Source organism: Pseudomonas sp. Ps21-P2, assembly GCF_039672565.1.
Taxonomy (GTDB): Bacteria; Pseudomonadota; Gammaproteobacteria; order Pseudomonadales; family Pseudomonadaceae; genus Aquipseudomonas.
Window position 1 is genome coordinate 335483 of sequence record NZ_JBDFPL010000004.1, and the last position, 26321, is coordinate 361803.

Consider the following 26321-nt stretch of genomic DNA (forward strand, 5'->3'; position numbering starts at 1 on the left):
CTAGATCGGTACCCGGAGAGCAGCGATGAGCGCGCTATATATGATTGTCGGCACCCTGGTTGCGCTGGGCGTGCTGGTGACGTTCCACGAGTTCGGTCACTTCTGGGTGGCGCGTCGCTGTGGCGTCAAGGTCCTGCGTTTCTCGGTGGGCTTCGGCATGCCGCTGCTGCGCTGGCGTGATCGCAAGGGCACCGAGTATGTCGTGGCGGCGATTCCCCTCGGCGGCTACGTGAAAATGCTCGACGAACGGGAGGGCGACGTTCCCCCCGAGCTGGCTGACCAGTCCTTTAACCGCAAGTCGGTTTATCAGCGCATCGCCATCGTGATTGCCGGACCGGTCGCCAACTTTTTGCTGGCGATTGTATTTTTCTGGGTACTCGCGATGCTGGGCAGCCAGCAGGTTCGGCCCGTCGTGGGCGGTGTCGAGCCAGGCAGTATTGCGGAGAAGGCCGGGCTCAATTCCGGTCAGGAAATCGTCTCGGTTGATGGCGAGGCCGTCACCGGATGGGCGGGTGTGAACCTGCAACTGGTACGTCGCCTGGGTGAGAGCGGCAGCATCGCGTTGAAGGTTCGCGAGCAGGGTTCCGACGTGGAAACCCCGCGTTCGCTGGTGCTCAACGACTGGCTCAAGGGTGCAGCCGAGCCGGACCCGATTCGTTCGCTGGGTATTAGACCGTGGCGTCCGGCGCTACCGCCGGTGCTGGCAGAGCTCGATCCGAAAGGCCCCGCACAAACCGCCGGGCTGAAAACCGGCGACCGACTGCTGGCACTTAATAACGAGCCTGTCGACGAATGGCAAAAGGTCGTGGACTGGGTTCGTGTCCATCCCGATACGCGGATTTCGGTGCGCGTCGAGCGTGATGGCGCACAGCTGGAGGTGCCCGTCGATCTGGTGACACGTGGCGAGGGCGCTGCGGCGACCGGGTATCTCGGTGCCGGCGTGAAAGGCGTGGATTGGCCGCCGGAGATGTTGCGCGAGGTCAGCTATGGCCCTGTAGCCGCCGTCGCAGAAGGCGCGCGGCGTACCTGGACCATGAGCGTGCTGACCCTCGATTCGCTGAAGAAAATGTTGTTCGGCGAGCTCTCGGTAAAAAACTTGAGCGGACCGATAACCATTGCTAAAGTGGCGGGCGCTTCGGCCCAGTCAGGCGTAGGTGACTTCCTGAATTTCCTTGCTTATCTGAGCATAAGCCTGGGCGTTCTCAACTTGCTGCCCATACCAGTGCTGGATGGGGGGCACTTGCTGTTTTATCTGATCGAGTGGGCGCGTGGTCGACCACTGTCGGAGAGGGTGCAGGGCTGGGGGGTTCAGATCGGTATCAGTCTGGTGGTTGGAGTGATGTTGCTCGCACTGGTCAACGATCTGGGACGACTGTAAAAGCTACGCCGAATTGTGAATCTGCCGCATTTTGCGGCAGTTTGTTTATTGCCAGTTGGAATAAGAAAGGACTTCATGAAACGTCTGCTGCTAACTGCGGTTCTTGCCGTACTGATGATCGCCGAAGTTCACGCCGAGTCCTTCACTATCTCCGATATCCGGGTCAACGGTCTGCAGCGGGTTTCCGCCGGCAGCGTGTTTGGCGCGCTGCCGTTGAACGTGGGTGAACAGGCCGATGATGGGCGTCTTGTCGACGCAACTCGCGCGCTGTTCAAAACCGGATTTTTCCAGGACATCCAGCTGGGCCGCGACGGTAACGTCCTGGTCATCACAGTTGTGGAGCGTCCGTCGGTCTCGAGTATCGAGATCGAAGGCAACAAAGCGATCACCACTGAGGACCTGATGAAAGGTCTGAAGCAGTCCGGTCTGGCCGAAGGCGAAATCTTTCAGCGCGCTACGCTGGAAGGCGTCCGCAACGAGCTGCAACGTCAGTACGTTGCCCAGGGCCGCTATTCTGCAGAAGTCGCCACCGAAGTCGTGCCGCAGCCGCGTAACCGTGTGGGTCTGAAGATCAACATCAACGAGGGCGCAGTTGCCGCCATCCAGCACATCAACGTGGTGGGCAACTCGGTCTTCCCTGAAGACGATCTGGTCGATCTGTTCGAACTGAAAACCACCAACTGGCTTTCCTTCTTCAAAAACGACGACAAGTACGCCCGTGAGAAACTCTCCGGCGACCTGGAACGTCTGCGTTCCTACTACCTCGACCGCGGCTATATCAACATGGATATCGCCTCGACCCAGGTATCCATCACGCCCGACAAGAAAAGCGTGTACATCACCGTCAACATTCATGAAGGCGAGAAGTACAGCGTCAAGTCGGTCAAGCTGAGCGGTGACCTCAAGGTCCCTGAAGATCAGGTCAAATCGCTGCTGCTGGTCAAGCCGGGCCAGGTGTTCTCCCGCAAGGTGATGACCACCACCTCCGAGCTGATCACCCGCCGTCTGGGTAACGAGGGTTACACCTTCGCCAACGTCAACGGTGTGCCGACGCCGAACGATGAAGACCACACCGTCGATATCACTTTCGTCGTCGATCCGGGCAAGCGTGCTTACGTCAACCGCATCAACTTCCGTGGCAACACCAAGACAGCGGACGAAGTGCTGCGTCGCGAAATGCGCCAGATGGAAGGCGGCTGGGCTTCCACTTACCTGATCGACCAGTCCAAGACCCGTCTTGACCGTCTGGGCTTCTTCAAGGAAGTGAACGTTGAAACGCCTGCGGTGCCTGGCACCGACGATCAGGTTGACGTGAACTACGCCGTTGAAGAGCAGGCGTCCGGTTCGATCACCGCCAGTGTCGGCTTTGCGCAGAGCGCAGGTCTGATCCTGGGTGGTTCCATCAGCCAGAACAACTTCCTGGGTACGGGTAACAAGGTCACCATTGGTTTGACCAAAAGTGAATACCAGACCCGCTACAACTTCAGCTACGTCGATCCGTATTTCACGCCGGACGGTGTGAGCCTTGGTTACAGCGCGTTCTACCGCAAGACCGACTACGACGACCTCGACGTCGACGTGGCGAGCTACTCGGTTGACAGCCTGGGTGCCGGCATCAACATGGGCTACCCGATCAGCGAGACTTCTCGCCTGAACTTCGGCCTGTCGGTACAGAAGGATGAGCTGAGCACCGGTAAATACACCGTTGACGAGATCTTCGACTTCATCGAGAAGGAAGGCGACAGCTTCACCAACTTCAAGGCGTCGGTGGGCTGGTCCGAATCGACGCTGAACAAAGGCACACTGCCGACCCGTGGTAGCTCCCAGAGCCTGACGCTGGAAACGACTATTCCGGGCAGCGACCTGTCGTTCTACAAACTTGATTATCGCGGTCAGCTGTTCCACCCGATCACCAATAACTACACCCTGCGTCTGCACTCGGAACTGGGTTATGGCGACGGTTACGGCTCGACTTCCGGTCTGCCGTTCTACGAGAACTACTACGCCGGTGGCTTCAACTCGGTTCGGGGCTTCAAGGACAGCACGCTGGGCCCGCGCAGTACACCAAGTCGTAGTCCTGAGAACGGCGGTAAGCCAGGGACCATTGCTGACCCGGATCAAGACCCGCTGCCGTTCGGTGGTAACGTTCTGATCACTGGCGGTGCCGAGATCCTGTTCCCGCTGCCGTTCATCAAGGACCAGCGTTCGCTGCGTACCTCGATCTTCTGGGATGTGGGTAACACCTTTAACACCAACTGCGGTCCCCAAAAAACTACGACCGATGGTCAGAAGGTTCAGTGCAACGGCCCCGATCTGTCCGGCCTTGCAAGCTCCGTCGGTGTTGGCGTGACATGGGTGACTGCACTGGGTCCGTTGAGTTTTGCCCTGGCGATGCCGGTCAAGAAACCGGACGACAGCACCGAAACCCAGGTCTTCCAATTCTCTCTCGGTCAGACCTTCTAAGGGTCTGATCACTGCTAACGACAACGGATTCTGTAGGAGTTACATCGTGCGTAAGTTGACCCAATTGGCATTGCTGGCAACGGTTCTGATCGCAGGCCCGGCATTTGCTGACATGAAAATCGCAGTACTGAACTACCAGATGGCCCTGCTCGAATCCGACGCAGCCAAGCGGTACGCAGTGGATGCAGAGAAGAAATTCGGTCCTCAGCTGACCAAGCTGAAAGCGCTGGAAAGCAGCGCCAAAGGCATTCAGGATCGTCTGGTTGCTGGTGGCGACAAGATGGCCCAGCCTGAGCGCGAGCGTCTGGAACTGGACTTCAAGCAAAAAGCCCGTGACTTCCAGTTCCAGTCCAAAGAACTGAACGAAGCCAAGGCTGTTGCTGACCGCGACATGCTCAAGCAACTCAAGCCGAAGCTGGACCAGGCGGTAGAAGAAGTCATCAAGAAAGGCGGCTTTGACCTGGTGTTCGAGCGCGGTGCCGTGATTGACGTCAAACCGCAATACGACGTCACTCGCCAGGTTATCGAGCGCATGAACCAGCTGAAGTAAGTTAATGACTGCGACCATTACACTCGGCCAATTGGCCGAGTTCCTCGGCGCCACCCTGCGTGGCCCGGCGGACAAGCAAATCACAGGACTGGCGACCTTGCAGGAAGCCGGTCCTGATCAGGTCAGCTTTCTGGCCAATCCTCAGTACCGAAAATTCCTCGCGACCACCCAGGCCGCTGCCGTGCTGCTCAAGCCGGCGGATGCTGAAGGGTATGCCGCTGACGCATTGCTGGTGCCTGATCCGTATCTGGCCTACGCCCGTATTTCCCATCTGTTCGATCCCAAGCCCAAGGCTGCCGTCGGTGTACACCCGACCGCCGTGGTAGCGCCGGATGCGTTCGTCGACCCGGCGGCCAGCGTTGGCGCTTATGCGGTCATCGAAAGCGGCGCGCGGATTGCGGCCGGTGTGACCATTGGCGCCCATTGCTTCATCGGCGCTCGCAGCGTGATTGGCGAGGGCGGCTGGCTCGCCCCGCGCGTCACGCTGTATCACGACGTCCGTATCGGGCAGCGTGTGGTCATCCAGTCCGGTGCGGTGCTGGGCGGTGAAGGTTTTGGTTTTGCCAACGAGAAAGGCGTCTGGCAGAAGATCGCGCAGATTGGCGGTGTGACCATCGGTGACGATGTCGAGATTGGCGTGAACACCGCCATCGACCGCGGTGCCATGGATGACACCCGCATCGGCAATGGCGTGAAGCTGGATAACCAGATTCAGATCGCTCACAACGTCCAGATCGGCGACCACACGGCCATGGCCGCGTGCGTCGGCATCTCGGGCAGCGCGAAGATCGGCAAGCATTGCATGCTCGCAGGCGGTGTCGGGCTGGTGGGCCATATCGAGATCTGCGACGGGGTTTTCGTCACCGGCATGACCATGGTCACCCGGTCGATCACCGAGCCTGGATCGTATTCTTCGGGGACGGCGATGCAGCCGGCGGCGGAGTGGCGCAAGAGCGCGGCACGCATGCGTCATCTCGATGACATGGCGCGACGTCTGCAGCACCTGGAAAAGATTGTCGAGGCAGTGACCTCAGGCGGTAAAGCTTCATCTGATGGCTGATACTTTTTTCTTATCAAGCGTGCACAGCCGATAAACTGCCTCCTTGATTTGCTAGAGGAGTGACGCGCGTTAGTCGCGCCCTCCCACTCTTTACTACAGGCTTCCCTTCGAAATGATGGACATCAACGAAATCCGTGAATATCTGCCGCACCGTTACCCGTTCCTGCTTGTGGACCGTGTGGTGGAGCTGGATGTCGAGACCAAGAGCATTCGTGCCTACAAGAATGTCAGCATCAACGAGCCTTTCTTCAACGGTCACTTTCCTCAGCACCCCATCATGCCGGGCGTGCTGATCATTGAGGCCATGGCTCAAGCGGCCGGCATCCTGGGCTTCAAGATGCTCGATGTGAAGCCTGCCGACGGCACCCTGTATTACTTCGTCGGTTCCGACAAACTGCGCTTTCGCCAGCCCGTGCTGCCGGGGGATCAGCTGATCCTCGAAGCGAAATTCCTGAGCTGCAAGCGTCAGATCTGGAAGTTCGAATGCCAGGCATCGGTAGATGGCAAGCCGGTCTGCTCGGCTGAAATCATCTGTGCGGAACGCAAACTATGAGTTTGATTGACTCTCGCGCAATCATCGATCCGACGGCCGTGCTGGCCGACAATGTGGAGGTCGGCCCGTGGTCGATCGTCGGACCTGGTGTGGAAATCGGCGAGGGTACAGTGATCGGACCGCATGTGATCCTGCGCGGCCCGACCAAAATCGGCAAACACAACCACATCTACCAGTTTTCCTCGGTAGGTGAGGACACGCCTGATCTGAAATACAAAGGTGAAGCGACACGTCTGGTGATCGGTGACCACAACGTCATCCGTGAAGGCGTGACCATCCACCGTGGCACCATTCAAGACCGCGCCGAAACCACCCTCGGTGATCACAACCTGATCATGGCCTACGCGCACATCGGTCATGACAGCGTCATCGGCAATCACTGCATTCTGGTCAACAACACCGCACTGGCCGGCCATGTGCACGTGGATGACTGGGCCATTCTGTCGGGGTTCACCCTGGTGCATCAGTATTGCCATATCGGCGCGCACAGTTTTTCCGGCATGGGCACGGCCATCGGCAAGGACGTTCCGGCGTTCGTCACCGTGTTCGGCAACCCGGCCGAAGCCCGTAGCATGAACTTCGAAGGCATGCGCCGTCGCGGCTTCTCCGAGGAAGCGATCCATGCGCTGCGCCGCGCCTACAAGACCGTCTACCGTCAGGGCCTGACCGTGGAGCAGGCGATCGTCGAGCTGAGCGAACCCGCCGCGCAGTTCCCCGAAGTCGAGCTGTTCCTCAAGTCCATCCAGTCTTCGACTCGCGGCATCACCCGCTGACCATGGCCCGCTTGCGTATTGCGCTGGTGGCCGGAGAGGCCTCCGGCGACATTCTCGGCTCCGGTTTGATGCGTGCAATCAAGGCGCGGCATCCGGACGCCGAATTTATTGGTGTCGGCGGACCGCTCATGGAAGCCCAGGGCATGACGTCGTATTTTCCGATGGAGCGCCTGTCGGTCATGGGCCTTGTGGAAGTACTGGGCCGCCTGAAGGAGCTGCTCGCCCGTCGCAAGTTGCTGATTCAGGCCCTCATCGACGAAAAGCCCGACGTGTTCATCGGCATCGATGCCCCGGATTTCACCCTCAATATCGAGCTCAAGCTACGTCAGGCCGGGATCAAGACCGTTCATTACGTCAGCCCGTCCGTATGGGCGTGGCGGCAGAAGCGTGTTCTGAAGATCCGTGAAGGCTGCGACCTGATGCTGACGCTGCTGCCGTTCGAAGCCCGTTTCTATGAAGAGAAGGGCGTGCCTGTGCGTTTCGTCGGGCATCCGTTGGCCGACACCATTCCACTGCAGGCGGATCAACTGGCGGCGCGCGCCGAACTTGGCCTGGGCGAAGGCCCGGTGGTCGCGTTGATGCCGGGCAGTCGCGGTGGTGAGGTCGGGCGTCTCGGTGCGCTGTTTTTCGACGCGGCCGAGCGCCTTCTGGCCGAGCGCCCCGACATCCGTTTCGTGCTGCCCTGTGCCAGCCCTCAACGCCGTGAGCAGATCGAGCAACTGCTGCAAGGGCGCGATCTTCCACTGACGTTGCTCGACGGCCGGTCCCACGTAGCGTTGGCAGCCTGCAATGCCGTGCTGATCGCTTCCGGGACCGCGACCCTCGAAGCGCTGCTGTACAAACGACCGATGGTGGTTGCCTATCGTCTGGCACCACTGACCTACTGGATACTCAAGCGGATGGTGAAAAGCCCGTACGTGTCGCTGCCGAATTTGCTGGCCCAGCGCTTGCTGGTTCCGGAGCTTCTGCAGGACGCGGCGACCGCCGAGGCCCTGGCGCAGACGCTGTTGCCGTTGCTGGAAAACGGCGACGCACAGACGGCCGGCTTCGACGCGATTCACCGAACCTTGCGTCGCGATGCTTCCAATCAGGCCGCCGAAGCGGTGCTGAACCTGATTGGCGCAACGCCTTCACAATGAGCAGGCAATCAATGCAAATGGGTCTGGACTTCAATCTTGTCGAGGATCTGGTCGCCGGTGTCGACGAAGTCGGTCGCGGCCCACTGTGTGGCGCCGTGGTCACTGCGGCGGTCATTCTTGACCCCAAGCGCCCGATTCTGGGCCTGAACGATTCGAAGAAACTCACCGAAGCCAAGCGCGAAAGACTGTTCGACGAAATCTGCGAGAAGGCGCTGTGCTGGCACATCGCGCGGGCTGAAGTCGAAGAGATCGACGAGCTGAATATTCTTCACGCCACCATGCTGGCGATGAAGCGCGCGGTAGAAGGCTTGATCATCACGCCGAAACTGGCGCTGATCGACGGCAACCGCTGCCCGCAGCTGTCGGTGCCCAGCGCGCCGGTCATTCAGGGTGACGCCCATGTGCCGGCCATTGCCGCCGCGTCGATTCTGGCCAAGGTCAGTCGCGACCGGGAAATGGCGCGCATGGAGCTGCTCTATCCGGGTTACGGCATTGGCGGCCACAAGGGTTATCCCACGGCCGTGCACCTTGAGGCCCTGGCGCGTTTGGGCCCGACGCCCATTCACCGGCGCTCCTTCGGCCCGGTCCGTCAGGCCTGGGCGGCGCGGGACATGATGGTCTCCACCGGCTTCATGTCGCTGCCATTCAGTTGATCGCGGGCTGATGTTTTTCTGAATGGCCGGTACAATCCGGCCTTCGTTTTTTCTGCACCATAGGATCAACCATGCCGGCTTCTTTCGTTCATCTACGCCTGCACACCGAATACTCCCTCGTTGATGGTCTGGTCCGTGTAAAACCCTTGGTCAAGGCGCTCACGGCCATGAACATGCCGGCCGTGGCGGTGACCGACCAACACAACATGTGTTCGTTGGTGAAGTTCTATAAAGCCGCCATGGGTGCGGGGATCAAGCCGATCTGCGGCGCCGACATCTGGCTGGCCGGGCGCGACCGCGATGCGCCCCTCAGTCGCCTCAGCCTGCTGGTGATGAATCCGAAAGGCTACCTGAACCTCACCGAACTGATTTCCCGTGGTTTCATGCACGGCCAGCGCAATGGGCTGGTCGTCATCGAGCGGGAGTGGGTGGCCGAAGCCAGCGAAGGGCTGATTGCCCTGTCTGCGGCGAAGGAAGGCGAGATCGGCATGGCCCTGCTCGGTGGCAATCCGGCCGAAGCCGACGAGCTGCTCAAAGAGTGGCTGTCGGTTTTCCCGGACCGCTTCTACATCGAAGTCCAGCGCACCAACCGCATCAATGACGAAGAACACCTGCACGCCGCCGTCGCCCTGGCCGAGCGCCATGGTGTGCCGCTGGTGGCCAGCAACGACGTGCGCTTCATCAAGCAGGAAGATTTCGAAGCCCACGAAACCCGCGTGTGCATCGGCGAGGGCCGGGCGCTGGACGATCCGCGCCGCTCGCACAATTACAGCGATCAGCAGTACCTGAAGAGCGCGGAGGAGATGGCCGAGCTGTTCAGCGATTTGCCGGACGCCCTCGCCAACACCGTCGAGATCGCCAAGCGCTGCAACATCGACGTCAAGCTGGGCACGCACTTTTTGCCCAACTTCCCGATCCCCGATGGCATGACCATCGACGAGTATTTCCGCAAGGTGTCTTTCGAGGGGCTGGAAGAGCGCCTTGCCGTGCTGTGGCCGAAAGAGACCACGCCGGACTACGAGGCCAAACGGCAGGTCTACGTCGATCGCCTGAATTTCGAGCTGGATATCATCATCCAGATGGGCTTCCCCGGTTACTTCCTGATCGTGATGGACTTCATCCAGTGGGCCAAGAATAACGGTGTGCCGGTGGGTCCGGGCCGGGGGTCGGGTGCCGGTTCGCTGGTGGCCTACGTGCAGAAGATCACCGACCTCGACCCGCTGGAATACGACCTGCTGTTCGAACGTTTCCTCAACCCCGAGCGGGTCTCCATGCCCGACTTCGACGTCGACTTCTGCATGGACGGTCGCGACCGGGTCATCGAGTACGTGGCCGAGAAATACGGCCGCAACGCGGTCAGCCAGATCATCACCTTCGGTTCCATGGCCGCGAAGGCCGTGGTCCGTGACGTGGCGCGGGTACAGGGCAAGTCCTACGGATTGGCCGATCGTCTGTCGAAGATGATCCCCTTCGAAGTCGGCATGACCCTGGAAAAGGCCTACGAGCAGGAAGAGATTCTGCGCGACTTCCTCAAGGTGGACGAAGAAGCGGCAGAAATCTGGGAGATGGCGCGCAAGCTCGAAGGCGTTGTGCGTAACGTCGGCAAGCACGCCGGTGGTGTGGTTATCGCGCCGACCAAACTGACTGACTTCTCAGCGATCTACTGCGATGAAGAGGGCGGCGGCCTGGTCACCCAGTTCGACAAGGATGACGTCGAGGCAGCCGGTCTGGTGAAGTTCGACTTCCTCGGACTGCGTACCCTGACCATCATCGACTGGGCGCTGAAGACTATTAACCGCGACCGCGCCAAGGTCGACGAAGAGCCTCTCGACATCGCGTTCATCCCGCTGGATGACATGCCGACCTACGAGCTGCTGCAGCGCGCCGAAACCACGGCCGTGTTCCAGCTTGAATCCCGCGGCATGAAAGAGCTGATCAAAAAGCTCAAGCCCGACTGCCTGGAAGACTTGATCGCACTGGTGGCACTGTTCCGTCCCGGCCCGTTGCAATCGGGCATGGTTGACGACTTCATCAACCGCAAGCACGGCCGTGCCGAGCTGTCGTACCCCCACGTCGATTACCAGTACGAAGGCCTCAAGCCGGTGCTTGCGCCAACGTACGGCATCATCCTGTATCAGGAACAGGTGATGCAGATTGCCCAGGTCATGGCCGGCTACACCCTCGGCGGTGCTGACATGCTGCGTCGTGCGATGGGCAAGAAGAAGCCCGAGGAGATGGCCAAGCAGCGCGGCGGTTTCATCGAGGGCTGCAAGACCAACAACATCGACCCGGACCTGGCCGGTAACATTTTCGACCTGGTGGAAAAATTCGCCGGTTACGGCTTCAACAAGTCGCACTCGGCGGCCTACGGGCTGGTGTCGTACCAGACCGCCTGGCTCAAGCGTCACTACCCGGCGCCGTTCATGGCAGCGGTGCTTTCAGCGGATATGCACAACACCGACAAGGTCGTGACCTTGATCGAAGAAGTGCGGATCATGAAGCTGCGCCTTGATGCGCCGGACGTGAACAACTCCGAGTTCAAGTTCACCGTGAACGACGACGGCCGTATCGTCTATGGCCTCGGCGCGATCAAGGGCGTCGGCGAAGGCCCGGTGGAAGCCATCACTGAAGCGCGGCAGGAAGGCCCGTTCGCTGACCTGTTCGATTTCTGCGCCCGCATTGACCTCAAGCGCGTCAACAAGCGCACCCTCGACGGCCTGATTCGCAGCGGTGCGCTGGACCGTCTGGGGCCGTTCTTCTACGACGAGCCGAAACAGTATCAAGCCAATATCGACCGCAACCGCGGCGTCCTGTTGGCCGCGCTCGAAGAAGCCATTCAGGCCGCCGAGCAGACCGCGCGCAGTCACGACAGCGGCCACGCCGATCTCTTCGGCGGCCTGTTCGTCGAAGCCGACGCCGACGTGTACGCGAATCATCGCAGCGCCAAAGAGGTCACGCTCAAGGAGCGGCTGCGTGGGGAGAAAGAAACCCTGGGCCTGTACCTGACCGGGCATCCGATCGATGAATACGAAGGCGAGATCCGCCGGTTCGCGCGTCAGCGCATCGTCGATCTGAAGCCCTCGCGGGAAACCCAGACCATCGCCGGCCTGATCATCGCGCTGCGGGTGATGAAGAACAAAAAGGGCGACAAGATGGGCTTCATCACCCTGGACGACCGTTCGGGGCGTATCGAAGCGTCGCTGTTTGCCGATTCGTTCCAGGCTGCCCAGTCGCTGCTGCAGACCGACGCGATGGTGGTGGTGGAAGGGGAGGTCAGCACCGACGATTTCTCCGGCGGCCTGCGGTTGCGGGCCAAACGGGTGATGAGCCTGGAAGAGGCGCGCACCGGGCTGGCAGAGAGTCTGCGCCTGAACGTGCGTGCCGAAGCGCTCAAGGGCGACCGGCTACGCTGGCTGGGCGAGCTGTGCAAGAAGCATCGCGGCGCGTGCCCGATCACCCTCGACTACACCGGGCAGGAAGCCAAGGCACTGCTGCAGTTCGGCGAAGCGTGGCGGATTGATCCCGCAGACAGCCTGATTCAGGCGCTGCGTGACCAGTTCGGACGAGAGAACGTCTTCCTGCAGTATCGCTGACACCGATCAGCTCAACATTTGCGACTCGACACTTTAAACTCGACCGAAAGGCGCCCGCTCCATTAAGGTAGGGCGCTTATCGGATCAACCGGCCGGCCTCTTGGCCGTCGACCCAAGACGGATGCCTATGAACCCGAATTTTCTGGATTTCGAACAGCCGATTGCTGACCTGCAAGCCAAGATTGAAGAGCTGCGTCTGGTAGGCAATGACAACTCGCTGAACATCGGCGACGAAATCTCTCGACTGCAAGAGAAGAGCAATACGCTCACCGAAAGCATTTTCGGCAACCTGACCAGTTGGCAGATCGCGCGCATGGCGCGTCATCCGCGTCGTCCGTACACGCTGGACTACATTCAACACATCTTCACCGAGTTCGACGAGCTGCATGGCGATCGCCACTTCTCCGACGACGCTGCCATCGTCGGCGGCATTGCCCGTCTGAACGAGCAGCCGGTGATGGTGATCGGTCATCAGAAAGGCCGCGAAGTGCGCGAGAAGGTTCGCCGCAACTTCGGCATGCCGCGTCCTGAAGGCTACCGCAAGGCCTGCCGCCTGATGGAAATGGCCGAGCGCTTCAAAATGCCGATCCTGACCTTCATCGACACGCCGGGCGCTTATCCTGGCATCGACGCCGAAGAGCGTAACCAGAGCGAAGCCATCGCCTGGAACCTGCGGGTCATGGCGCGCCTGAAGACCCCGATCATTGCCACCGTGATTGGCGAAGGCGGTTCGGGCGGCGCGCTGGCCATCGGCGTGTGCGATCAACTGAACATGCTGCAGTACTCGACCTACGCGGTGATCTCGCCGGAAGGCTGCGCGTCCATTCTCTGGAAAACCGCCGAGAAGGCGCCGGATGCCGCCGAAGCGATGGGCATCACTGCCGAGCGTTTGAAGGGCTTGGGCATCGTTGACAAGGTGATCAGCGAGCCGTTGGGTGGCGCGCACCGTGATCCGGCCGCTGCCGCTGCATTGATCCGCGAAGAATTGAGCAGCCAACTGAGCATGCTTCAGAAGTTCGATAATGACGCGCTGCTGGCCCGTCGTTACGACCGCCTGATGAGCTATGGCCTTTAACCGGACCGTTCTGCAACAGGAGCGTCACCGAACCCGGTGATGCTCACCGGTCCGGCGAGCTTTAAGCAGGGTTAACCAGCATGAGCAAACCGGACAGCATCACACTCGCACTCTCCAGACGTCTGCTGTTGCGCCTCGAACCCTGGCGCGCTGCAGTCGCCTGGCGCGTCGCATTCTCAGGTGGGCTCGATTCCACTGTCCTGCTTCACCTGCTGGCCGAACTTGCCAGGGTTCACGCGCTTCCTCCGCTGACCGCTGTTCACGTCAACCATGGCCTTCAGGCGGTGGCGGCTTCGTGGCCGGTGCATTGCAGGCAGATGTGTCAGATTCTGGGCGTGCCGATGGAGGTCATCGACGTCCAGGTGCGCCCCGGCGCGAGCCTCGAACAAGCCGCGCGTGACGCTCGTTACGCCGCGTTCAACTCAACCCTCGGGCCCGGCGAGGTGCTGCTTACCGCCCAGCACCGTGACGATCAGGCCGAGACACTGCTGTTCCGTCTATTGCGTGGCGCCGGGGTGCGCGGGCTGGCCGCGATGCCGGCGCAGCGTCCTTTGGGCGCAGGACAGTTATTTCGGCCGCTGCTGGATGAATCTCGCGCTACCCTCGAGGCTTATGCCCGGGAACAGGGGTTGAGCTGGATCGAGGACCCGAGCAACAAAGACAGCCGCTTCTCGCGCAACTACCTGCGCAGTCATGTACTGCCGCTGGTGGCAACGCGCTGGCCGCAAGCGATCGCGAGCATGGCCCGTAGCGCCGCGCATCTGGCCGAAGCCCAGCAGTTGCTGGACGAGCTGGCGATGCAGGACCTCGCACTCGCTGACACGTCGTGCCCCTGGCCGTGGCTCGACATGCCCTCCCTTGAACTCGCGCCGCTCGAAGCGCTGTCACCCGCCCGGCAACGCAACGCACTGCGCCACTGGCTGGCGCCGCTCACTCGATTGCCGGACACCGATCACTGGGTGGGCTGGGATTCGTTGCGCGACGCCGGGCCGGACGGTCGGCCCATCTGGCGACTGGCCGATGGTCAGATGCACCGAGCCGAAGGGCGTATCTGGTGGCTGTCGGGGATCTGGCTGAAAAACGTCGCCGGCTCGCAACACTGGTCCATGGCGTCGCAACCTCTCGCGCTGCCGGGCAACGGCATGCTGCAGATCCTCGGCGCTGCGCCTGCGGGTGGCTTGCATGTGCACTACCGCAAGGGCGGCGAAACTTTCGATGTGCCGGACAGAGGCCGACGCGACCTGAAAAGGCTGCTCAACGAGAAGGGCGTGCCGGTTTTTCTGCGCGGCCGATTGCCGCTGTTGTACCGCGGCGAGCAGTTATTGGCCGTGGCAAACCTTCCGGGACTGGACGCCAGCCCCCGTGGCGACTGGCGATTGCACTGGTTGCCACCGACGAATGACCAAAGTTTGAGCTGAAAGGGCCTTTCCGGTAGACTACGCTCCCTTCTTGATACAGCTTATGTCGATCCTTCCGGAACGACGCAAGTTGCCGATTACCAGCCAGTTTTTACTGGACGATTCTCAAAAATGTGGCAAACCACGGACAGACCTTTTCAAGGCCGGTCGCTGACTTGGGCGCGACAGATTCGAAGATCCACAGTGAAACACGCAGGTTGTCGGGGGCTTCGGCCTTCCTTCGCTTTCCCCGGCGGCTCTGACCGCTTTAACGCAGACTTCTAGGGTTTTTCATGACGCGCTACATCTTCGTCACGGGCGGTGTTGTTTCTTCATTGGGGAAAGGCATCGCCTCGGCTTCATTGGCGGCCATCCTGGAGGCGAGGGGACTTAAGGTCACCATGCTCAAGCTGGACCCATACATCAACGTCGATCCCGGCACCATGAGCCCGTTCCAGCACGGTGAGGTGTTCGTCACCCACGACGGCGCCGAGACTGACCTGGACCTGGGTCACTACGAGCGTTTCATTCGCACCACCATGACCCAGAACAACAACTTCACCACCGGCCGTGTGTACGAGCACGTCCTGCGCAAAGAGCGCCGTGGTGATTATCTGGGCGCGACCATTCAGGTGATCCCGCACATCACCGACGAAATCAAGCGTCGCATCATCAAGGGCGCCGGCGATGCCGACGTCGCCATGGTCGAAATCGGCGGCACCGTGGGCGACATCGAGTCGCAGCCGTTCCTCGAGGCGATCCGTCAGCTGCGTTTCGAAGTGGGCGCCAAGCGCGCCATGCTTATGCACCTGACACTGGTTCCGTACATCGCCACCGCGGGCGAAACCAAGACCAAACCGACCCAGCATTCGGTCAAGGAACTGCGTTCGATCGGCCTGCAGCCAGACGTACTGGTCTGCCGTTCCGACCACCCGATCGACATTTCTTCGCGCCGCAAAATCGCGCAGTTCACCAACGTTGAAGAGCGCGCGGTCATCGCCCTCGAAGACGCCGACACCATCTACAAGATCCCGGGCATCCTGCATTCCCAGGGCCTTGACGATTTCGTCGTCGAGCGCTTCGGCCTGCAGTGCGGCAGTGCCGACCTGTCCGAGTGGGAAAAGGTCGTCGACGCCAAACTCAATCCGGAACACGAAGTCACCATCGCGATGGTCGGCAAGTACATGGAGCTGCTGGACGCCTACAAGTCGCTGATCGAAGCGATGAGTCACGCCGGTATCAGCAACCGTACCAAGGTCAATCTGCGCTACATCGATTCCGAGGACATCGAGAATCAGGGCACCGGCCTTCTCGAAGGCGTGGACGCGATTCTCGTCCCGGGCGGCTTCGGTCTGCGCGGCGTCGAGGGCAAGATCACGGCCGTACAGTTTGCTCGCGAAAACAAGGTGCCGTACCTGGGCATCTGCCTGGGCATGCAGGTGGCAGTCATCGAGTTCGCACGTAACGTGCTGGGCTGGAAAGACGCCAACTCCACCGAGTTTGATCGCGCCAGCCAGCACCCGGTCGTCGGTCTGATCACCGAATGGGAAGACGCCACCGGTGCTGTCGAAACCCGTACCGAAACCTCGGACCTGGGCGGCACCATGCGTCTGGGCGCGCAGGAATGCCTGCTGGAACCGGGTTCTCTGGTGCACGATTGCTACGCCAACGACGTCATCGTCGAGCGCCATCGCCACCGTTATGAAGTGAACAACAATCTGCTGCCGCAACTGGTCGAGGCCGGTCTGAAAATCTCCGGTCGTTCCGGTGACGGCGCGCTGGTTGAAGTGGTCGAGTCCCCTGACCATCCTTGGTTCGTGGCCTGCCAGTTCCACCCCGAGTTCACCTCTACGCCGCGCGATGGCCACCCGTTGTTCAGTGGTTTCGTCAAGGCAGCGCTCGCTCAACACCAGAAGAACGGCTGATAGGGATTTATCACATGGCACAGAAAATCATCCGCGTCGGCTCGATCGACATCGCCAACGACAAGCCTATGGTTCTGTTCGGCGGCATGAACGTCCTCGAGTCGCGTGACATGGCGATGCAGGTCTGTGAAGAATACGTGCGAGTGACCGAGAAACTCGGCATTCCGTACGTGTTCAAGGCCAGCTTCGACAAGGCCAACCGTTCCTCGGTGACCTCCTATCGCGGCCCGGGCCTTGAAGAAGGCATGCGGATTTTCCAGGACATCAAGCAAGCCTTCGGCGTGCCGATCATCACCGACGTGCACGAGCCTGAGCAGGCCGCTGCCGTGGCGGAGGTCTGCGACATCATTCAGTTGCCGGCTTTCCTGTCCCGTCAGACCGATCTGGTCGTGGCCATGGCCAAGACCGGCGCAGTGATCAACATCAAGAAAGCCCAGTTCCTCGCGCCCCACGAGATGAAACACATCCTGGCCAAGTGCGTCGAAGCGGGTAACGATCAGTTGATCCTCTGCGAGCGCGGTTCGAGCTTCGGCTACAACAACCTGGTTGTCGACATGCTCGGTTTCGGCATCATGAAATCGTTCGAATACCCGGTGTTCTTCGACGTGACCCACGCCCTGCAGATGCCAGGTGGTCGCTCCGATTCCGCCGGTGGCCGTCGTGCCCAGGTGACCGATCTGGCCAAGGCCGGCATGAGCCAGGGCCTGGCCGGTCTGTTTCTGGAAGCCCACCCTGATCCGAACAACGCCAAGTGCGACGGTCCCTGCGCCCTGCGCCTGGACAAGCTGGAGCCGTTCCTTGCTCAGCTCAAGGCGCTCGACGAACTCGTTAAAAGCTTCCCGACGATCGAAACGGCGTAAAACCCGCTTCTCCGGCGCCGAGCCCTCCGGTAGAGTGCCGTTCGTTGTTTTCCCGACCAAAGGGTCGGGAAAATTGTCGTTTCAGGGCCTGCCCGTTGTCCTAGAGCCCTGAGACGCCGAATCGTTTTCCCAGCTGCGTCGTTTTCGTCAATCTTGGAGTGTTAACAACAATGGCAAAAATCGTCGACATCAAAGGTCGTGAAGTTCTCGACTCCCGTGGCAATCCCACCGTGGAAGCAGACGTGCTCCTCGACAACGGCATCATCGGCAGCGCTTGCGCGCCGTCCGGTGCTTCCACCGGCTCGCGTGAAGCGCTCGAGCTGCGTGATGGCGACAAGAGCCGTTACATGGGCAAGGGCGTTCTGAAAGCCGTGGCCAACATCAATGGCCCGATCCGCGACCTGCTGCTGGGCAAAGACCCGGTTGACCAGAAAGCCCTGGATCACGCGATGATTCAGCTGGACGGCACCGAGAACAAAGCCAGCCTGGGCGCCAACGCGATCCTCGCCGTGTCCCTGGCCGCTGCCAAGGCCGCCGCTCAGGACCAGGATCTGCCGCTGTACGCACACATCGCCAATCTGAACGGCACGCCGGGTGTTTACTCGATGCCGGTCCCGATGATGAACATCATCAACGGTGGCGAGCACGCTGATAACAACATCGACATCCAGGAATTCATGATTCAGCCGGTGGGCGCCAAGACCTTCTCCGAAGGCCTGCGCTGGGGCACCGAGATTTTCCACCACCTCAAAGCGGTGTTGAAAGCACGTGGCCTGAACACTGCCGTGGGTGACGAAGGTGGCTTCGCGCCGAACCTGAACTCCAACGGCGACGCGCTGGACGCCATCGCCGAAGCCGTTGCCAACGCGGGCTACAAACTGGGCACCGACGTGACCCTGGCGCTGGACTGCGCCGCGAGCGAGTTCTACAAGAACGGCAAATACGTGCTGAGCGAAGAAGGCGAGTACGACTCTGCCGGTTTCGCCGACTACCTGGCTGACCTGGTCAGCAAGCACCCGATCATCTCCATCGAAGACGGTCTGGACGAGTCGGACTGGGATGGCTGGAAAGTCCTCACCGACAAGATCGGCGACAAGATCCAGCTGGTGGGCGACGACCTGTTCGTGACCAACACCAAGATCCTGAAAGAAGGCATCGACAAGAAGATCGGTAACTCGATCCTGATCAAGTTCAACCAGATCGGTACGCTGACCGAAACGCTGGAAGCCATCCAGATGGCCAAGGCCGCGGGTTACACCGCCGTGATCTCGCACCGTTCCGGCGAAACCGAAGACTCCACCATTGCCGACCTGGCCGTGGGCACTGCGGCTGGCCAGATCAAGACCGGTTCGTTGAGCCGTTCCGACCGTATCGCCAAGTACAACCAGCTGCTGCGTATCGAAGAGCAACTGGGCGCCAAAGCGGTGTACCGTGGTCGCGGCGAGTTTCGCGGCTGATCGCAAAGATGGTAAAAAGGCAGCAGGCGTTGTAGGAAAAGTCACTGAAGCGTGACCTTTCTTGTCGTCCTGATCCATAAGCCCGGTGACCACCGGGCTTATGGGCATTTGAAATGGTCGGTTTTGCTGTCTTTATTCGCCGGGTAACAGATATTCACAATGCGCAGTCCTAACTGGTTGTTCCTCGTTCTGCTTTTGATGCTCGCTGGCTTGCAGTATCGCCTATGGGTAGGTAATGGCAGTCTCGCGCAGGTGGCCAGTCTGACTCAGCAAATCGCCGATCAACATGCCGAAAACGATGCTCTGCTGGAGCGCAACCGAGTCCTCGACGCGGAAGTGCTGGAGCTGAAAAAAGGCCTCGAAACCGTTGAAGAGCGTGCCCGTCATGAATTGGGCATGGTCAAGGACGGCGAAACCCTTTATCAGTTGGCACAGTGACGTTGGTGTAATGACTCAATCCCTTCCTGCCTTCTGGGCAGTGATTCCCGCAGCGGGCGTTGGCGCGCGCATGGCGGCAGACCGTCCCAAGCAATACCTGCAACTGGGCGGCCTCACGATTCTTGAACACAGCCTGCTTTGCTTTCTCGATCACCCCCGGCTCAAGGGCCTGGTGGTCAGTCTGGCTGTGGATGACCCTTATTGGCCGACGTTGCCTTGCGCGCTGGATTCCCGCATCCAGCAGGTCGCAGGCGGCAAGGAGCGTGCGGACTCGGTGCTCAATGCGCTGCTGCACCTGCACGCCAACGGCGCCGATGACAACGATTGGGTGCTGGTGCATGACGCCGCGCGCCCGAATCTGGCGCGTTCGGACCTCGATAATCTGCTGGGCGAGCTGGCGCATGATCCGGTCGGCGGCCTGTTGGCGGTGCCGGCAAAAGACACCCTCAAGCGCGCCGATGCCAATGGCCGCGTCACCGAAACCGTGGATCGCAGCCTGATCTGGCAGGCCTATACGCCGCAGATGTTTCGTCTGGGTGCGCTGCACCGGGCGCTGGCGGATAGCCTGGTGTCGAATGTGGCGATCACCGATGAAGCCTCGGCGATCGAATGGGCCGGGCAATCGCCGCGTCTGATTGAAGGGCGCGCCGACAACATCAAGGTCACCCGCCCGGAAGACCTCGAGTGGCTGCGCCAGCGACGGGTCGAATTCAACGGCTGATCGCCCTAAACGCTGTATTCCTCCCGCGACGCCAAGCCCGCTTTCAGATAATCCACCAGCTTTCTCACCTTGGGCGACAGATGTCGCTGCTGCGGGTACAGCGCCCAGACGGCGGTGTTCGGCGGCTGGTGGGCATCCAGTAACGACACCAGCGCACCGCGCTTGAGATGCTCCAGCACGTAGTAATCCGGGAGCTGACACAGCCCGACCCCGCGCAATGCCGCATCCAGCACCGCCTGCCCACTGTTGCACCGCCAGTTGCCTTGCACCCGCTGGGAAAACTCCCGCCCGTTTTGCTGCAACTGCCAGCTGTCCGAGCTGCCGATCAGGCAATTGTGTCGCGCCAGTTCCGACACGCTGTGGGGCCGGCCATACCGTTCGAGATAAGCGGGGGAGGCGCACAGGTACATCTTGCGCGGCGCCAGTCGTGCAGCCACCAGTCGTGATTCCTGCAAGCGGCCCAGCCGGATCGCCAGGTCCAGGCCTTCATGCACCAGGTCCAGCGTGTTGTTGGTCAGCTCGATGTCTACGCGCAGTTGCGGGTATTCCTCCATGAAACGTGTCACCAGCGGGGCGATGAACCTTTCGCCGTACGCCACGGCGCAGGTCATCCGCAGCAGCCCCTTCGGCTCGCTGGTCAGGTCGGTGACCGCACGCAGCGCTTCCTCGCGTCCGTCCTGCAAGCGCTGGCAGTGATGCAGAAACGTCTGACCGGCCTCGGTTAGAGCGACTTTTCGGGTGCTGCGATAGAGCAAGCGTGTCTGCAAACGCTCTTCCAGTCGCGCGATCTGGCGGCTGATGTGCGACGACGACACCCCAAGCCGCTCAGCCGCGGCGGTGAACTGCCCGCACTCGGCAACGGCGACAAACTCGTCCAGACCTTCCCAGCGATTGACCTGCATCGATTGTCCCTGCACAGCATTAATGTTTTGCTTTCAGGCGGATTATTCATCAGCCAGCACTGTATTACACTCCGGGCTCGTATTTATTTAGCTGGAGATCATGATGATCAAGTCACGTGCTGCCGTTGCCTTCGCGCCCAATGAACCACTGCAGATCGTCGAAGTGGACGTTGAGGCCCCGAAAGCCGGCGAAGTGTTGATTCGTACCGTCGCATCCGGCGTTTGCCACACCGATGCCTACACCTTGTCCGGTGCGGATTCCGAAGGCGTCTTCCCGTGCATCCTTGGCCACGAAGGCGGGGGCGTCGTCGAGGCTATCGGTGAGGGCGTGACCTCCCTCGCCGTGGGCGACCACGTCATTCCGCTGTACACCGCCGAATGCCGCGAGTGCAAATTCTGCAAGTCCGGCAAGACCAACCTCTGCCAGAAAGTCCGCGCCACCCAAGGCAAAGGCCTGATGCCCGACGGCACCACCCGCTTCAGCTACAACGGCCAGCCGATCTACCACTACATGGGCTGCTCAACGTTCTCCGAATACACCGTAGTGCCGGAAATCTCTCTGGCAAAAATCCCCAAAGAAGCGCCGCTGGAGAAGGTCTGCCTGCTGGGTTGCGGTGTCACCACCGGCATCGGTGCGGTCCTGAACACGGCCAAGGTCGAAGAGGGCGCCACTGTGGCAGTCTTCGGCCTCGGCGGTATCGGCCTGGCGGCGATCATCGGCGCAAAAATGGCCAAGGCCTCCCGCATCATCGCGGTCGACATCAACCCGTCCAAATTCGACGTGGCCCGTGAACTGGGGGCGACCGAGTTCGTCAATCCCAAAGATCACGATAAGCCGATTCAGGAAGTGATCGTCGAAATGACCGACGGCGGCGTGGATTACAGCTTCGAGTGCGTAGGTAACGTGAACTTGATGCGTGCGGCGCTGGAATCGTGCCACAAGGGCTGGGGCGAATCAGTGATCATCGGCGTCGCTGGCGCAGGTCAGGAAATCTCCACCCGTCCGTTCCAGCTGGTCACCGGTCGCGTCTGGCGCGGTTCGGCCTTCGGCGGCGTCAAAGGCCGCACCGAACTGCCGAGCTACGTCGAAAAAGCGCAGACCGGCGAAATCCCGCTGGACACCTTCATCACCCACACCATGGGCCTGGACCGGATCAATGAAGCCTTCGACCTGATGCACGAAGGCAAAAGCATCCGTACCGTCATTCATTTCTGAGGAGCAGCGGCAAGCTCCAGGCTGTAAGCCGCAAGAGCGTCGTGTCATGACCTCTTGCCGCTCGAGGCTTGAAGCTTGTAGCTCGGAGAAGCCCATGAGTCTGGAAAACATTTCGTGCCAGAAAAGCTTCGGCGGCTGGCACAAGCGTTACAAACATCACTCCGATGTGCTCGGCTGCGACATGGTGTTCGCGGTGTATCTGCCGCCGCAGGCAGAGCAGGGCGGCAAGCTGCCGGTGGTCTACTGGCTGTCGGGGCTGACCTGCACCGATGAGAACTTCATGCAGAAGGCCGGTGCGCTGCGCGTGGCGGCGGAACTGGGGCTGATCATCGTGGCGCCAGACACCAGCCCGCGCGGCGCCGACGTGCCAGATGATCCGGACAAGGCCTACGACTTCGGCCTGGGCGCCGGCTTTTATCTGAACGCCACCGAGCAGCCGTGGGCGCGGCACTACCGCATGTACGATTATGTGATCAGCGAGCTGCCCGCGTTGATCGAGGCGCACTTTCCGGCCTCGGACAAGCGCAGCATCAGCGGGCACTCCATGGGTGGCCATGGCGCGCTGGTCGGTGCATTGCGCAATCCCGGCCGCTACCAATCGGTGTCGGCGTTCTCGCCCATCTGCAACCCGATGGATTGTCCTTGGGGACAGAAAGCCTTCTCTCGCTATCTGGGCGAAGACCGTTCGCGCTGGCGTGAATGGGACGCCAGCGTGCTCATTGCCGAGGCCACCGAGCGCTTGCCTCTGCTGGTGGACCAGGGCGATCGCGACGATTTCCTCGGCAATCAGCTCAAGCCGGAATCGTTGGTTCAGGCGGCGAAGGCGGCCGGTCATCCTCTGGAATTGCGCATGCAGCCGGGGTACGACCACAGCTATTACTTCATCGCGAGCTTCATCGAAGACCACTTGCGCCATCACGCCCGAGCCCTGGCCGGCTGAAGTCCTCGCCCTCAATTGCAGCGTCACGGGCAATTGCGCGCGGGCCGACCCTAATGTCGGTCAAAGTAGGTAGAATCACGCCCTGACTTTTTCAGGGCGTTTTTTTATGCGTATTGGCCACGGCTACGATGTGCACCGTTTCGCTGAAGGCGATTTCATTACCTTGGGCGGCGTGCGGATTGCGCACACGTCGGGTTTGCTCGCGCATTCCGATGGCGATGTAGTGCTGCATGCGCTGAGCGATGCCCTGCTGGGTGCTGCCGCGCTGGGCGACATCGGCAAGCATTTCCCGGACACCGATCCGCAGTTCAAGGGCGCCGACAGCCGGGTTCTGCTGCGTCATGTGCTCAAGCAAGTGCAGGCAAAGGGCTGGAAGGTCGGCAACGTCGACGCGACGATCGTTGCCCAGGCGCCGAAGATGGCCCCCCACATCGAAAGCATGCGCGCCTTGATTGCCGAAGACCTGCAAGTCGACATCGACCAGATCAACGTCAAGGCGACCACCACTGAAAAGCTGGGCTTCACCGGCCGCGAAGAAGGCATCGCCGTGCACGCCGTCGCGTTGTTGATCAGCGCATGACCGAACTCGAACTTCTGGGTCCGAGAGCTTACGGCGACGCACTGGGTACTGCTGTGCTGAAGGCCACTGCCGAAGATTTTCAGGTCGATGAAGTCCTCGACATTCCGCTGTCCGGCGATGGCGAGCACCTGTGGTTGTGGGTTGAAAAACGCGGCCTGAATACCGAGGAAGCGGCCCGGCGTCTGGCCAAGGCGGCCGGTGTGCCGTTGCGAACCGTCGCCTACGCCGGTTTGAAGGATCGCCAGGCGTTGACCCGTCAGTGGTTCAGCATTCAGCTGCCGGGCAAGGCCGATCCGGACATGTCAGTGGCTGAAAACGATTCGCTGAAGATCCTCGATAGCAAACGCCACAAGCGCAAGCTGCAACGGGGCGCCCACGCGGCCAATGGTTTTACGCTGCGTCTGACGCAATTGCAGGCCGACAAGGCCGGGCTCGATGCACGTCTTGAGTCGATCAGGCAACACGGCATTCCCAACTATTTCGGCGCTCAGCGTTTCGGCCATGAAGGCGGAAACCTCGGTGAAGCCCGGCACTATGCCGAGCGTCAGGCCCTGCCCGAGCAGCGCAATGTGCGCTCTCGACTGTTATCCACTGCGCGCAGTTACCTCTTCAACCAGGTCTTGGCCGCTCGAGTCGCCGATGGCAGCTGGCAGCGGGCGCAAGTGGGCGATCTGCTGGCGTTCACCGACAGCCGCAGTTTCTTCCCTGCTGGCGACGCCGAGTGCAGCGACCCCCGACTGGCGATCCTCGATCTGCACCCGACCGGGCCGCAGTGGGGCGAGGGCGATTCCCCGGCTGCAGGCGCCACCGCAGCGCTTGAAAACAGCATCGCCGCGCGGGAGGCGTCGCTCTGTAACTGGTTGATAAAAGCGGGAATGGAGCACGAACGGCGCATCCTGCGACTGCCCATCGGGCGGTTGACGTGGCATTATCCCGAGCCTGACATTCTGCAACTGGAATTCGTCCTGCCGGCCGGATGCTTCGCCACCGCATTGGTGCGTGAACTCATCGATCTCGCGCCGGCAGGGCAGACGGACAGCTCATGCGTATTCTGATTTCAAATGATGACGGGGTTATGGCCCCCGGGCTGGCTGCGCTGCATGGCGCGCTGGCCGGGTACGCCGAGTGCGTGGTGATTGCGCCCGATCAAGACAAGAGCGGCGCGAGCAGTTCGCTGACGCTGGACCGGCCCTTGCACCCGCACACCCTGGACAACGGCTTCATCAGCCTCAACGGCACGCCCACCGATTGCGTCCACCTCGGACTCAACGGCTTGCTGCCCGATGAGCCGGACATGGTTGTTTCGGGGATTAACCTCGGCGCCAACCTGGGTGACGATGTGCTGTATTCGGGCACCGTTGCTGCGGCGCTGGAAGGTCGTTTTCTGCAACGCCCGTCATTTGCCTTTTCATTTTTGTCACGTCAGGTCGATAACCTGGCAACCGCTGCGCATTACGCGCGGCTTCTGGTCGAAGCCCATGAACGCCTCGACCTTCCACCCCGTACCGTATTGAATGTGAATATCCCTAACCTGCCGCTGGCACATGTGCGCGGAATTCAGCTGACCCGTCTTGGCCATCGCACCCGTGCGGCGGCGCCTGTGCGCGTGGTCGATCCGCGCGGAAAGGCCGGTTACTGGATTGCTGCCGCAGGAGATGCCGAAGACGGCGGGCCGGGCACCGATTTCCACGCCGTGATGCAGGGTTATGTGTCGATCACCCCGTTGCAGCTGGATCGTACTTATCAGGACGGATTCAACAGCCTGAACGCATGGCTGGAGGGAATGGCCTGATGTCGCGTGAGCAAGATGATCTGTTACGACGTGGCGTGGGGATGACTTCCCAGCGTACCCGCGAGCGTCTGATTCAACGGTTGTGCGAAGAAGGCATTGCCAACACCCAAGTGCTGGACGTCATTCGCAAGACCCCTCGACACCTGTTCGTCGACGAGGCCCTCGCGCACCGCGCGTACGAAGACACCGCGCTGCCGATCGGCAACAACCAGACGATCTCCCAGCCTTACATGGTGGCGCGCATGAGCGAGCTGCTGTTGGCGGCGGGCCCGCTGGATAAAGTGCTGGAGATCGGCACCGGCTCGGGTTACCAGACCGCCGTGCTGGCGCAACTGGTGGAGCGTGTGTTCTCCGTTGAGCGGATCAAGGTGCTGCAGGATCGCGCCAAGGAACGCCTCGTCGAGCTGAACCTGCGCAACATGGTGTTTCGTTGGGGCGATGGCTGGGAAGGCTGGCCGGCGCTCGCGCCTTACAACGGGATCATTGTCACCGCGGTTGCTACCGACGTGCCTCAGGCCTTGCTGGACCAACTGGCACCCGGCGGTCGTCTGGTGATTCCGGTGGGGTCGGGTGAGGTGCAGCAACTGATGCTGATCATTCGTGAGGAAAACGGTTTCTCTCGCCATGTGCTGGGCGCCGTTCGTTTCGTCCCGTTGCTCAACGGACCATTGGCTTAATCGCTATTTTGCGAAGGCAATGAATTCCACAAGACGCAGCCGGTCTACAGGCTGGCGTTTTGCAACGATGCTTCGGCCAACTGCCGCAGCGCCGTCTCACACCAAGTTTTTCATGGCTGCCTGGTCTTTTCACGACGCAGGGCAGTTTCTTCTTCAGTCACCGGTAAAGGGAGTGGCGG

The 26321-nt window shown here is 60.8% G+C and carries 23 protein-coding genes; 22 read left to right on the forward strand and 1 reads right to left on the reverse strand.

Going from position 1 to position 26321, the window contains the following annotated elements; translation table 11 throughout:
* The first annotated feature begins 25 nt into the window (after positions 1-25).
* The 16 genes from rseP to ispD all read left to right on the forward strand — a co-directional run bounded on the left by rseP (position 26) and on the right by ispD (position 20035).
* On the forward strand, positions 26-1378 hold the full coding sequence (gene rseP / locus ABEH28_RS12600) for an RIP metalloprotease RseP (RefSeq protein ID WP_346630079.1): 1353 nt from the start codon (positions 26-28) through the stop codon (positions 1376-1378).
* Between the two features lie 75 nt (positions 1379-1453).
* Entirely contained in the window at positions 1454-3841 is a 2388-nt protein-coding gene (gene bamA, locus ABEH28_RS12605; RefSeq protein WP_346630080.1) for an outer membrane protein assembly factor BamA, read from the forward strand.
* A 46-nt stretch (positions 3842-3887) separates the two neighbouring features.
* The gene (locus ABEH28_RS12610; protein ID WP_037014235.1) at positions 3888-4391 is read left to right on the forward strand and encodes an OmpH family outer membrane protein; all 504 of its coding nucleotides are present in this window, start codon (positions 3888-3890) and stop codon (positions 4389-4391) included.
* Between the two features lie 4 nt (positions 4392-4395).
* Complete coding sequence (gene lpxD, locus ABEH28_RS12615; RefSeq protein WP_346630081.1) at positions 4396-5451, forward strand: UDP-3-O-(3-hydroxymyristoyl)glucosamine N-acyltransferase; 1056 nt, start codon at positions 4396-4398, stop codon at positions 5449-5451.
* Positions 5452-5563: 112 nt separating this feature from the next.
* Positions 5564-6004 carry a 3-hydroxyacyl-ACP dehydratase FabZ gene (fabZ, locus tag ABEH28_RS12620; RefSeq protein ID WP_037014232.1) on the forward strand — a complete coding sequence of 147 codons (441 nt, stop codon included), beginning with the start codon at positions 5564-5566 and terminating at the stop codon, positions 6002-6004.
* A complete protein-coding gene (gene lpxA / locus ABEH28_RS12625) occupies positions 6001-6777 on the forward strand; it encodes an acyl-ACP--UDP-N-acetylglucosamine O-acyltransferase (protein WP_192170831.1) in 777 nt (258 codons plus the stop codon). The genes fabZ and lpxA overlap by 4 nt, the downstream gene beginning before the upstream one ends.
* Positions 6778-6779: 2 nt before the next feature.
* Positions 6780-7916, forward strand: a complete 1137-nt coding sequence (lpxB, locus tag ABEH28_RS12630) for a lipid-A-disaccharide synthase (RefSeq protein ID WP_192170832.1) — start codon at positions 6780-6782, stop codon at positions 7914-7916.
* A gap of 11 nt (positions 7917-7927) precedes the next feature.
* The gene (gene rnhB, locus ABEH28_RS12635; RefSeq protein ID WP_346630082.1) at positions 7928-8569 is read left to right on the forward strand and encodes a ribonuclease HII; all 642 of its coding nucleotides are present in this window, start codon (positions 7928-7930) and stop codon (positions 8567-8569) included.
* A 71-nt stretch (positions 8570-8640) separates the two neighbouring features.
* Positions 8641-12162: a DNA polymerase III subunit alpha gene (dnaE, locus tag ABEH28_RS12640; protein ID WP_346630083.1), complete on the forward strand. Its 3522-nt coding sequence runs from the start codon at positions 8641-8643 to the stop codon at positions 12160-12162.
* A gap of 127 nt (positions 12163-12289) precedes the next feature.
* Positions 12290-13237, forward strand: coding sequence for an acetyl-CoA carboxylase carboxyltransferase subunit alpha (locus tag ABEH28_RS12645; RefSeq protein ID WP_172610979.1), 948 nt, complete (start codon positions 12290-12292; stop codon positions 13235-13237).
* An 80-nt stretch (positions 13238-13317) separates the two neighbouring features.
* A complete protein-coding gene (tilS, locus tag ABEH28_RS12650) occupies positions 13318-14655 on the forward strand; it encodes a tRNA lysidine(34) synthetase TilS (RefSeq protein ID WP_346630084.1) in 1338 nt (445 codons plus the stop codon).
* A gap of 272 nt (positions 14656-14927) precedes the next feature.
* A complete protein-coding gene (locus tag ABEH28_RS12655; protein WP_192132158.1) occupies positions 14928-16559 on the forward strand; it encodes a CTP synthase in 1632 nt (543 codons plus the stop codon).
* Between the two features lie 14 nt (positions 16560-16573).
* Positions 16574-17419 (forward strand): 3-deoxy-8-phosphooctulonate synthase, encoded by an 846-nt coding sequence (gene kdsA / locus ABEH28_RS12660; protein WP_346630085.1) that lies wholly within the window; start codon positions 16574-16576, stop codon positions 17417-17419.
* A 170-nt stretch (positions 17420-17589) separates the two neighbouring features.
* Entirely contained in the window at positions 17590-18876 is a 1287-nt protein-coding gene (eno, locus tag ABEH28_RS12665; protein WP_122537377.1) for a phosphopyruvate hydratase, read from the forward strand.
* A 159-nt stretch (positions 18877-19035) separates the two neighbouring features.
* Positions 19036-19314 carry a cell division protein FtsB gene (gene ftsB, locus ABEH28_RS12670; RefSeq protein WP_037014212.1) on the forward strand — a complete coding sequence of 93 codons (279 nt, stop codon included), beginning with the start codon at positions 19036-19038 and terminating at the stop codon, positions 19312-19314.
* 10 nt (positions 19315-19324) lie between these two features.
* Complete coding sequence (gene ispD, locus ABEH28_RS12675; protein ID WP_346625527.1) at positions 19325-20035, forward strand: 2-C-methyl-D-erythritol 4-phosphate cytidylyltransferase; 711 nt, start codon at positions 19325-19327, stop codon at positions 20033-20035.
* A gap of 5 nt (positions 20036-20040) precedes the next feature.
* Here the strand turns inward: ispD and ABEH28_RS12680 are convergent, their stop codons facing one another.
* Positions 20041-20937 carry a LysR substrate-binding domain-containing protein gene (locus tag ABEH28_RS12680; RefSeq protein ID WP_346630086.1) on the reverse strand — a complete coding sequence of 299 codons (897 nt, stop codon included), beginning with the start codon at positions 20935-20937 and terminating at the stop codon, positions 20041-20043.
* A gap of 103 nt (positions 20938-21040) precedes the next feature.
* Here ABEH28_RS12680 and ABEH28_RS12685 point away from each other — a divergent pair, with 103 nt between their 5' ends.
* From ABEH28_RS12685 to ABEH28_RS12710, 6 genes are all read left to right on the forward strand, one after another.
* Positions 21041-22153: an S-(hydroxymethyl)glutathione dehydrogenase/class III alcohol dehydrogenase gene (locus ABEH28_RS12685; protein ID WP_108120933.1), complete on the forward strand. Its 1113-nt coding sequence runs from the start codon at positions 21041-21043 to the stop codon at positions 22151-22153.
* 94 nt (positions 22154-22247) lie between these two features.
* Positions 22248-23093, forward strand: coding sequence for an S-formylglutathione hydrolase (gene fghA, locus ABEH28_RS12690; RefSeq protein ID WP_122537381.1), 846 nt, complete (start codon positions 22248-22250; stop codon positions 23091-23093).
* A gap of 106 nt (positions 23094-23199) precedes the next feature.
* Positions 23200-23673 carry a 2-C-methyl-D-erythritol 2,4-cyclodiphosphate synthase gene (ispF, locus tag ABEH28_RS12695; RefSeq protein WP_192170837.1) on the forward strand — a complete coding sequence of 158 codons (474 nt, stop codon included), beginning with the start codon at positions 23200-23202 and terminating at the stop codon, positions 23671-23673.
* Positions 23670-24728, forward strand: coding sequence for a tRNA pseudouridine(13) synthase TruD (gene truD, locus ABEH28_RS12700; protein ID WP_346630087.1), 1059 nt, complete (start codon positions 23670-23672; stop codon positions 24726-24728). The genes ispF and truD overlap by 4 nt, the downstream gene beginning before the upstream one ends.
* The gene (gene surE / locus ABEH28_RS12705; RefSeq protein WP_282369377.1) at positions 24716-25465 is read left to right on the forward strand and encodes a 5'/3'-nucleotidase SurE; all 750 of its coding nucleotides are present in this window, start codon (positions 24716-24718) and stop codon (positions 25463-25465) included. The genes truD and surE overlap by 13 nt, the downstream gene beginning before the upstream one ends.
* 41 nt (positions 25466-25506) lie before the next feature.
* Complete coding sequence (locus ABEH28_RS12710; protein ID WP_172610991.1) at positions 25507-26142, forward strand: protein-L-isoaspartate(D-aspartate) O-methyltransferase; 636 nt, start codon at positions 25507-25509, stop codon at positions 26140-26142.
* The last annotated feature ends 179 nt before the right edge of the window (positions 26143-26321 follow it).

Excerpts from the sequence above, each read along its gene's own strand:
- rseP (WP_346630079.1), top strand. The coding sequence starts at position 26 with ATGAGCGCGCTATATATGATTGTCGGCACCCTGGTTGCGCTGGGCGTG.
- bamA (WP_346630080.1), top strand. The coding sequence starts at position 1,454 with ATGAAACGTCTGCTGCTAACTGCGGTTCTTGCCGTACTGATGATCGCC.
- lpxD (WP_346630081.1), top strand. The coding sequence starts at position 4,396 with ATGACTGCGACCATTACACTCGGCCAATTGGCCGAGTTCCTCGGCGCC.
- fabZ (WP_037014232.1), top strand. The coding sequence starts at position 5,564 with ATGATGGACATCAACGAAATCCGTGAATATCTGCCGCACCGTTACCCG.
- lpxA (WP_192170831.1), top strand. The coding sequence starts at position 6,001 with ATGAGTTTGATTGACTCTCGCGCAATCATCGATCCGACGGCCGTGCTG.
- lpxB (WP_192170832.1), top strand. The coding sequence starts at position 6,780 with ATGGCCCGCTTGCGTATTGCGCTGGTGGCCGGAGAGGCCTCCGGCGAC.
- rnhB (WP_346630082.1), top strand. The coding sequence starts at position 7,928 with ATGCAAATGGGTCTGGACTTCAATCTTGTCGAGGATCTGGTCGCCGGT.
- dnaE (WP_346630083.1), top strand. The coding sequence starts at position 8,641 with ATGCCGGCTTCTTTCGTTCATCTACGCCTGCACACCGAATACTCCCTC.
- ABEH28_RS12645 (WP_172610979.1), top strand. The coding sequence starts at position 12,290 with ATGAACCCGAATTTTCTGGATTTCGAACAGCCGATTGCTGACCTGCAA.
- tilS (WP_346630084.1), top strand. The coding sequence starts at position 13,318 with ATGAGCAAACCGGACAGCATCACACTCGCACTCTCCAGACGTCTGCTG.
- ABEH28_RS12655 (WP_192132158.1), top strand. The coding sequence starts at position 14,928 with ATGACGCGCTACATCTTCGTCACGGGCGGTGTTGTTTCTTCATTGGGG.
- kdsA (WP_346630085.1), top strand. The coding sequence starts at position 16,574 with ATGGCACAGAAAATCATCCGCGTCGGCTCGATCGACATCGCCAACGAC.
- eno (WP_122537377.1), top strand. The coding sequence starts at position 17,590 with ATGGCAAAAATCGTCGACATCAAAGGTCGTGAAGTTCTCGACTCCCGT.
- ftsB (WP_037014212.1), top strand. The coding sequence starts at position 19,036 with ATGCGCAGTCCTAACTGGTTGTTCCTCGTTCTGCTTTTGATGCTCGCT.
- ispD (WP_346625527.1), top strand. The coding sequence starts at position 19,325 with ATGACTCAATCCCTTCCTGCCTTCTGGGCAGTGATTCCCGCAGCGGGC.
- ABEH28_RS12680 (WP_346630086.1), bottom strand. The coding sequence starts at position 20,937 with ATGCAGGTCAATCGCTGGGAAGGTCTGGACGAGTTTGTCGCCGTTGCC.
- ABEH28_RS12685 (WP_108120933.1), top strand. The coding sequence starts at position 21,041 with ATGATCAAGTCACGTGCTGCCGTTGCCTTCGCGCCCAATGAACCACTG.
- fghA (WP_122537381.1), top strand. The coding sequence starts at position 22,248 with ATGAGTCTGGAAAACATTTCGTGCCAGAAAAGCTTCGGCGGCTGGCAC.
- ispF (WP_192170837.1), top strand. The coding sequence starts at position 23,200 with ATGCGTATTGGCCACGGCTACGATGTGCACCGTTTCGCTGAAGGCGAT.
- truD (WP_346630087.1), top strand. The coding sequence starts at position 23,670 with ATGACCGAACTCGAACTTCTGGGTCCGAGAGCTTACGGCGACGCACTG.
- surE (WP_282369377.1), top strand. The coding sequence starts at position 24,716 with ATGCGTATTCTGATTTCAAATGATGACGGGGTTATGGCCCCCGGGCTG.
- ABEH28_RS12710 (WP_172610991.1), top strand. The coding sequence starts at position 25,507 with ATGACTTCCCAGCGTACCCGCGAGCGTCTGATTCAACGGTTGTGCGAA.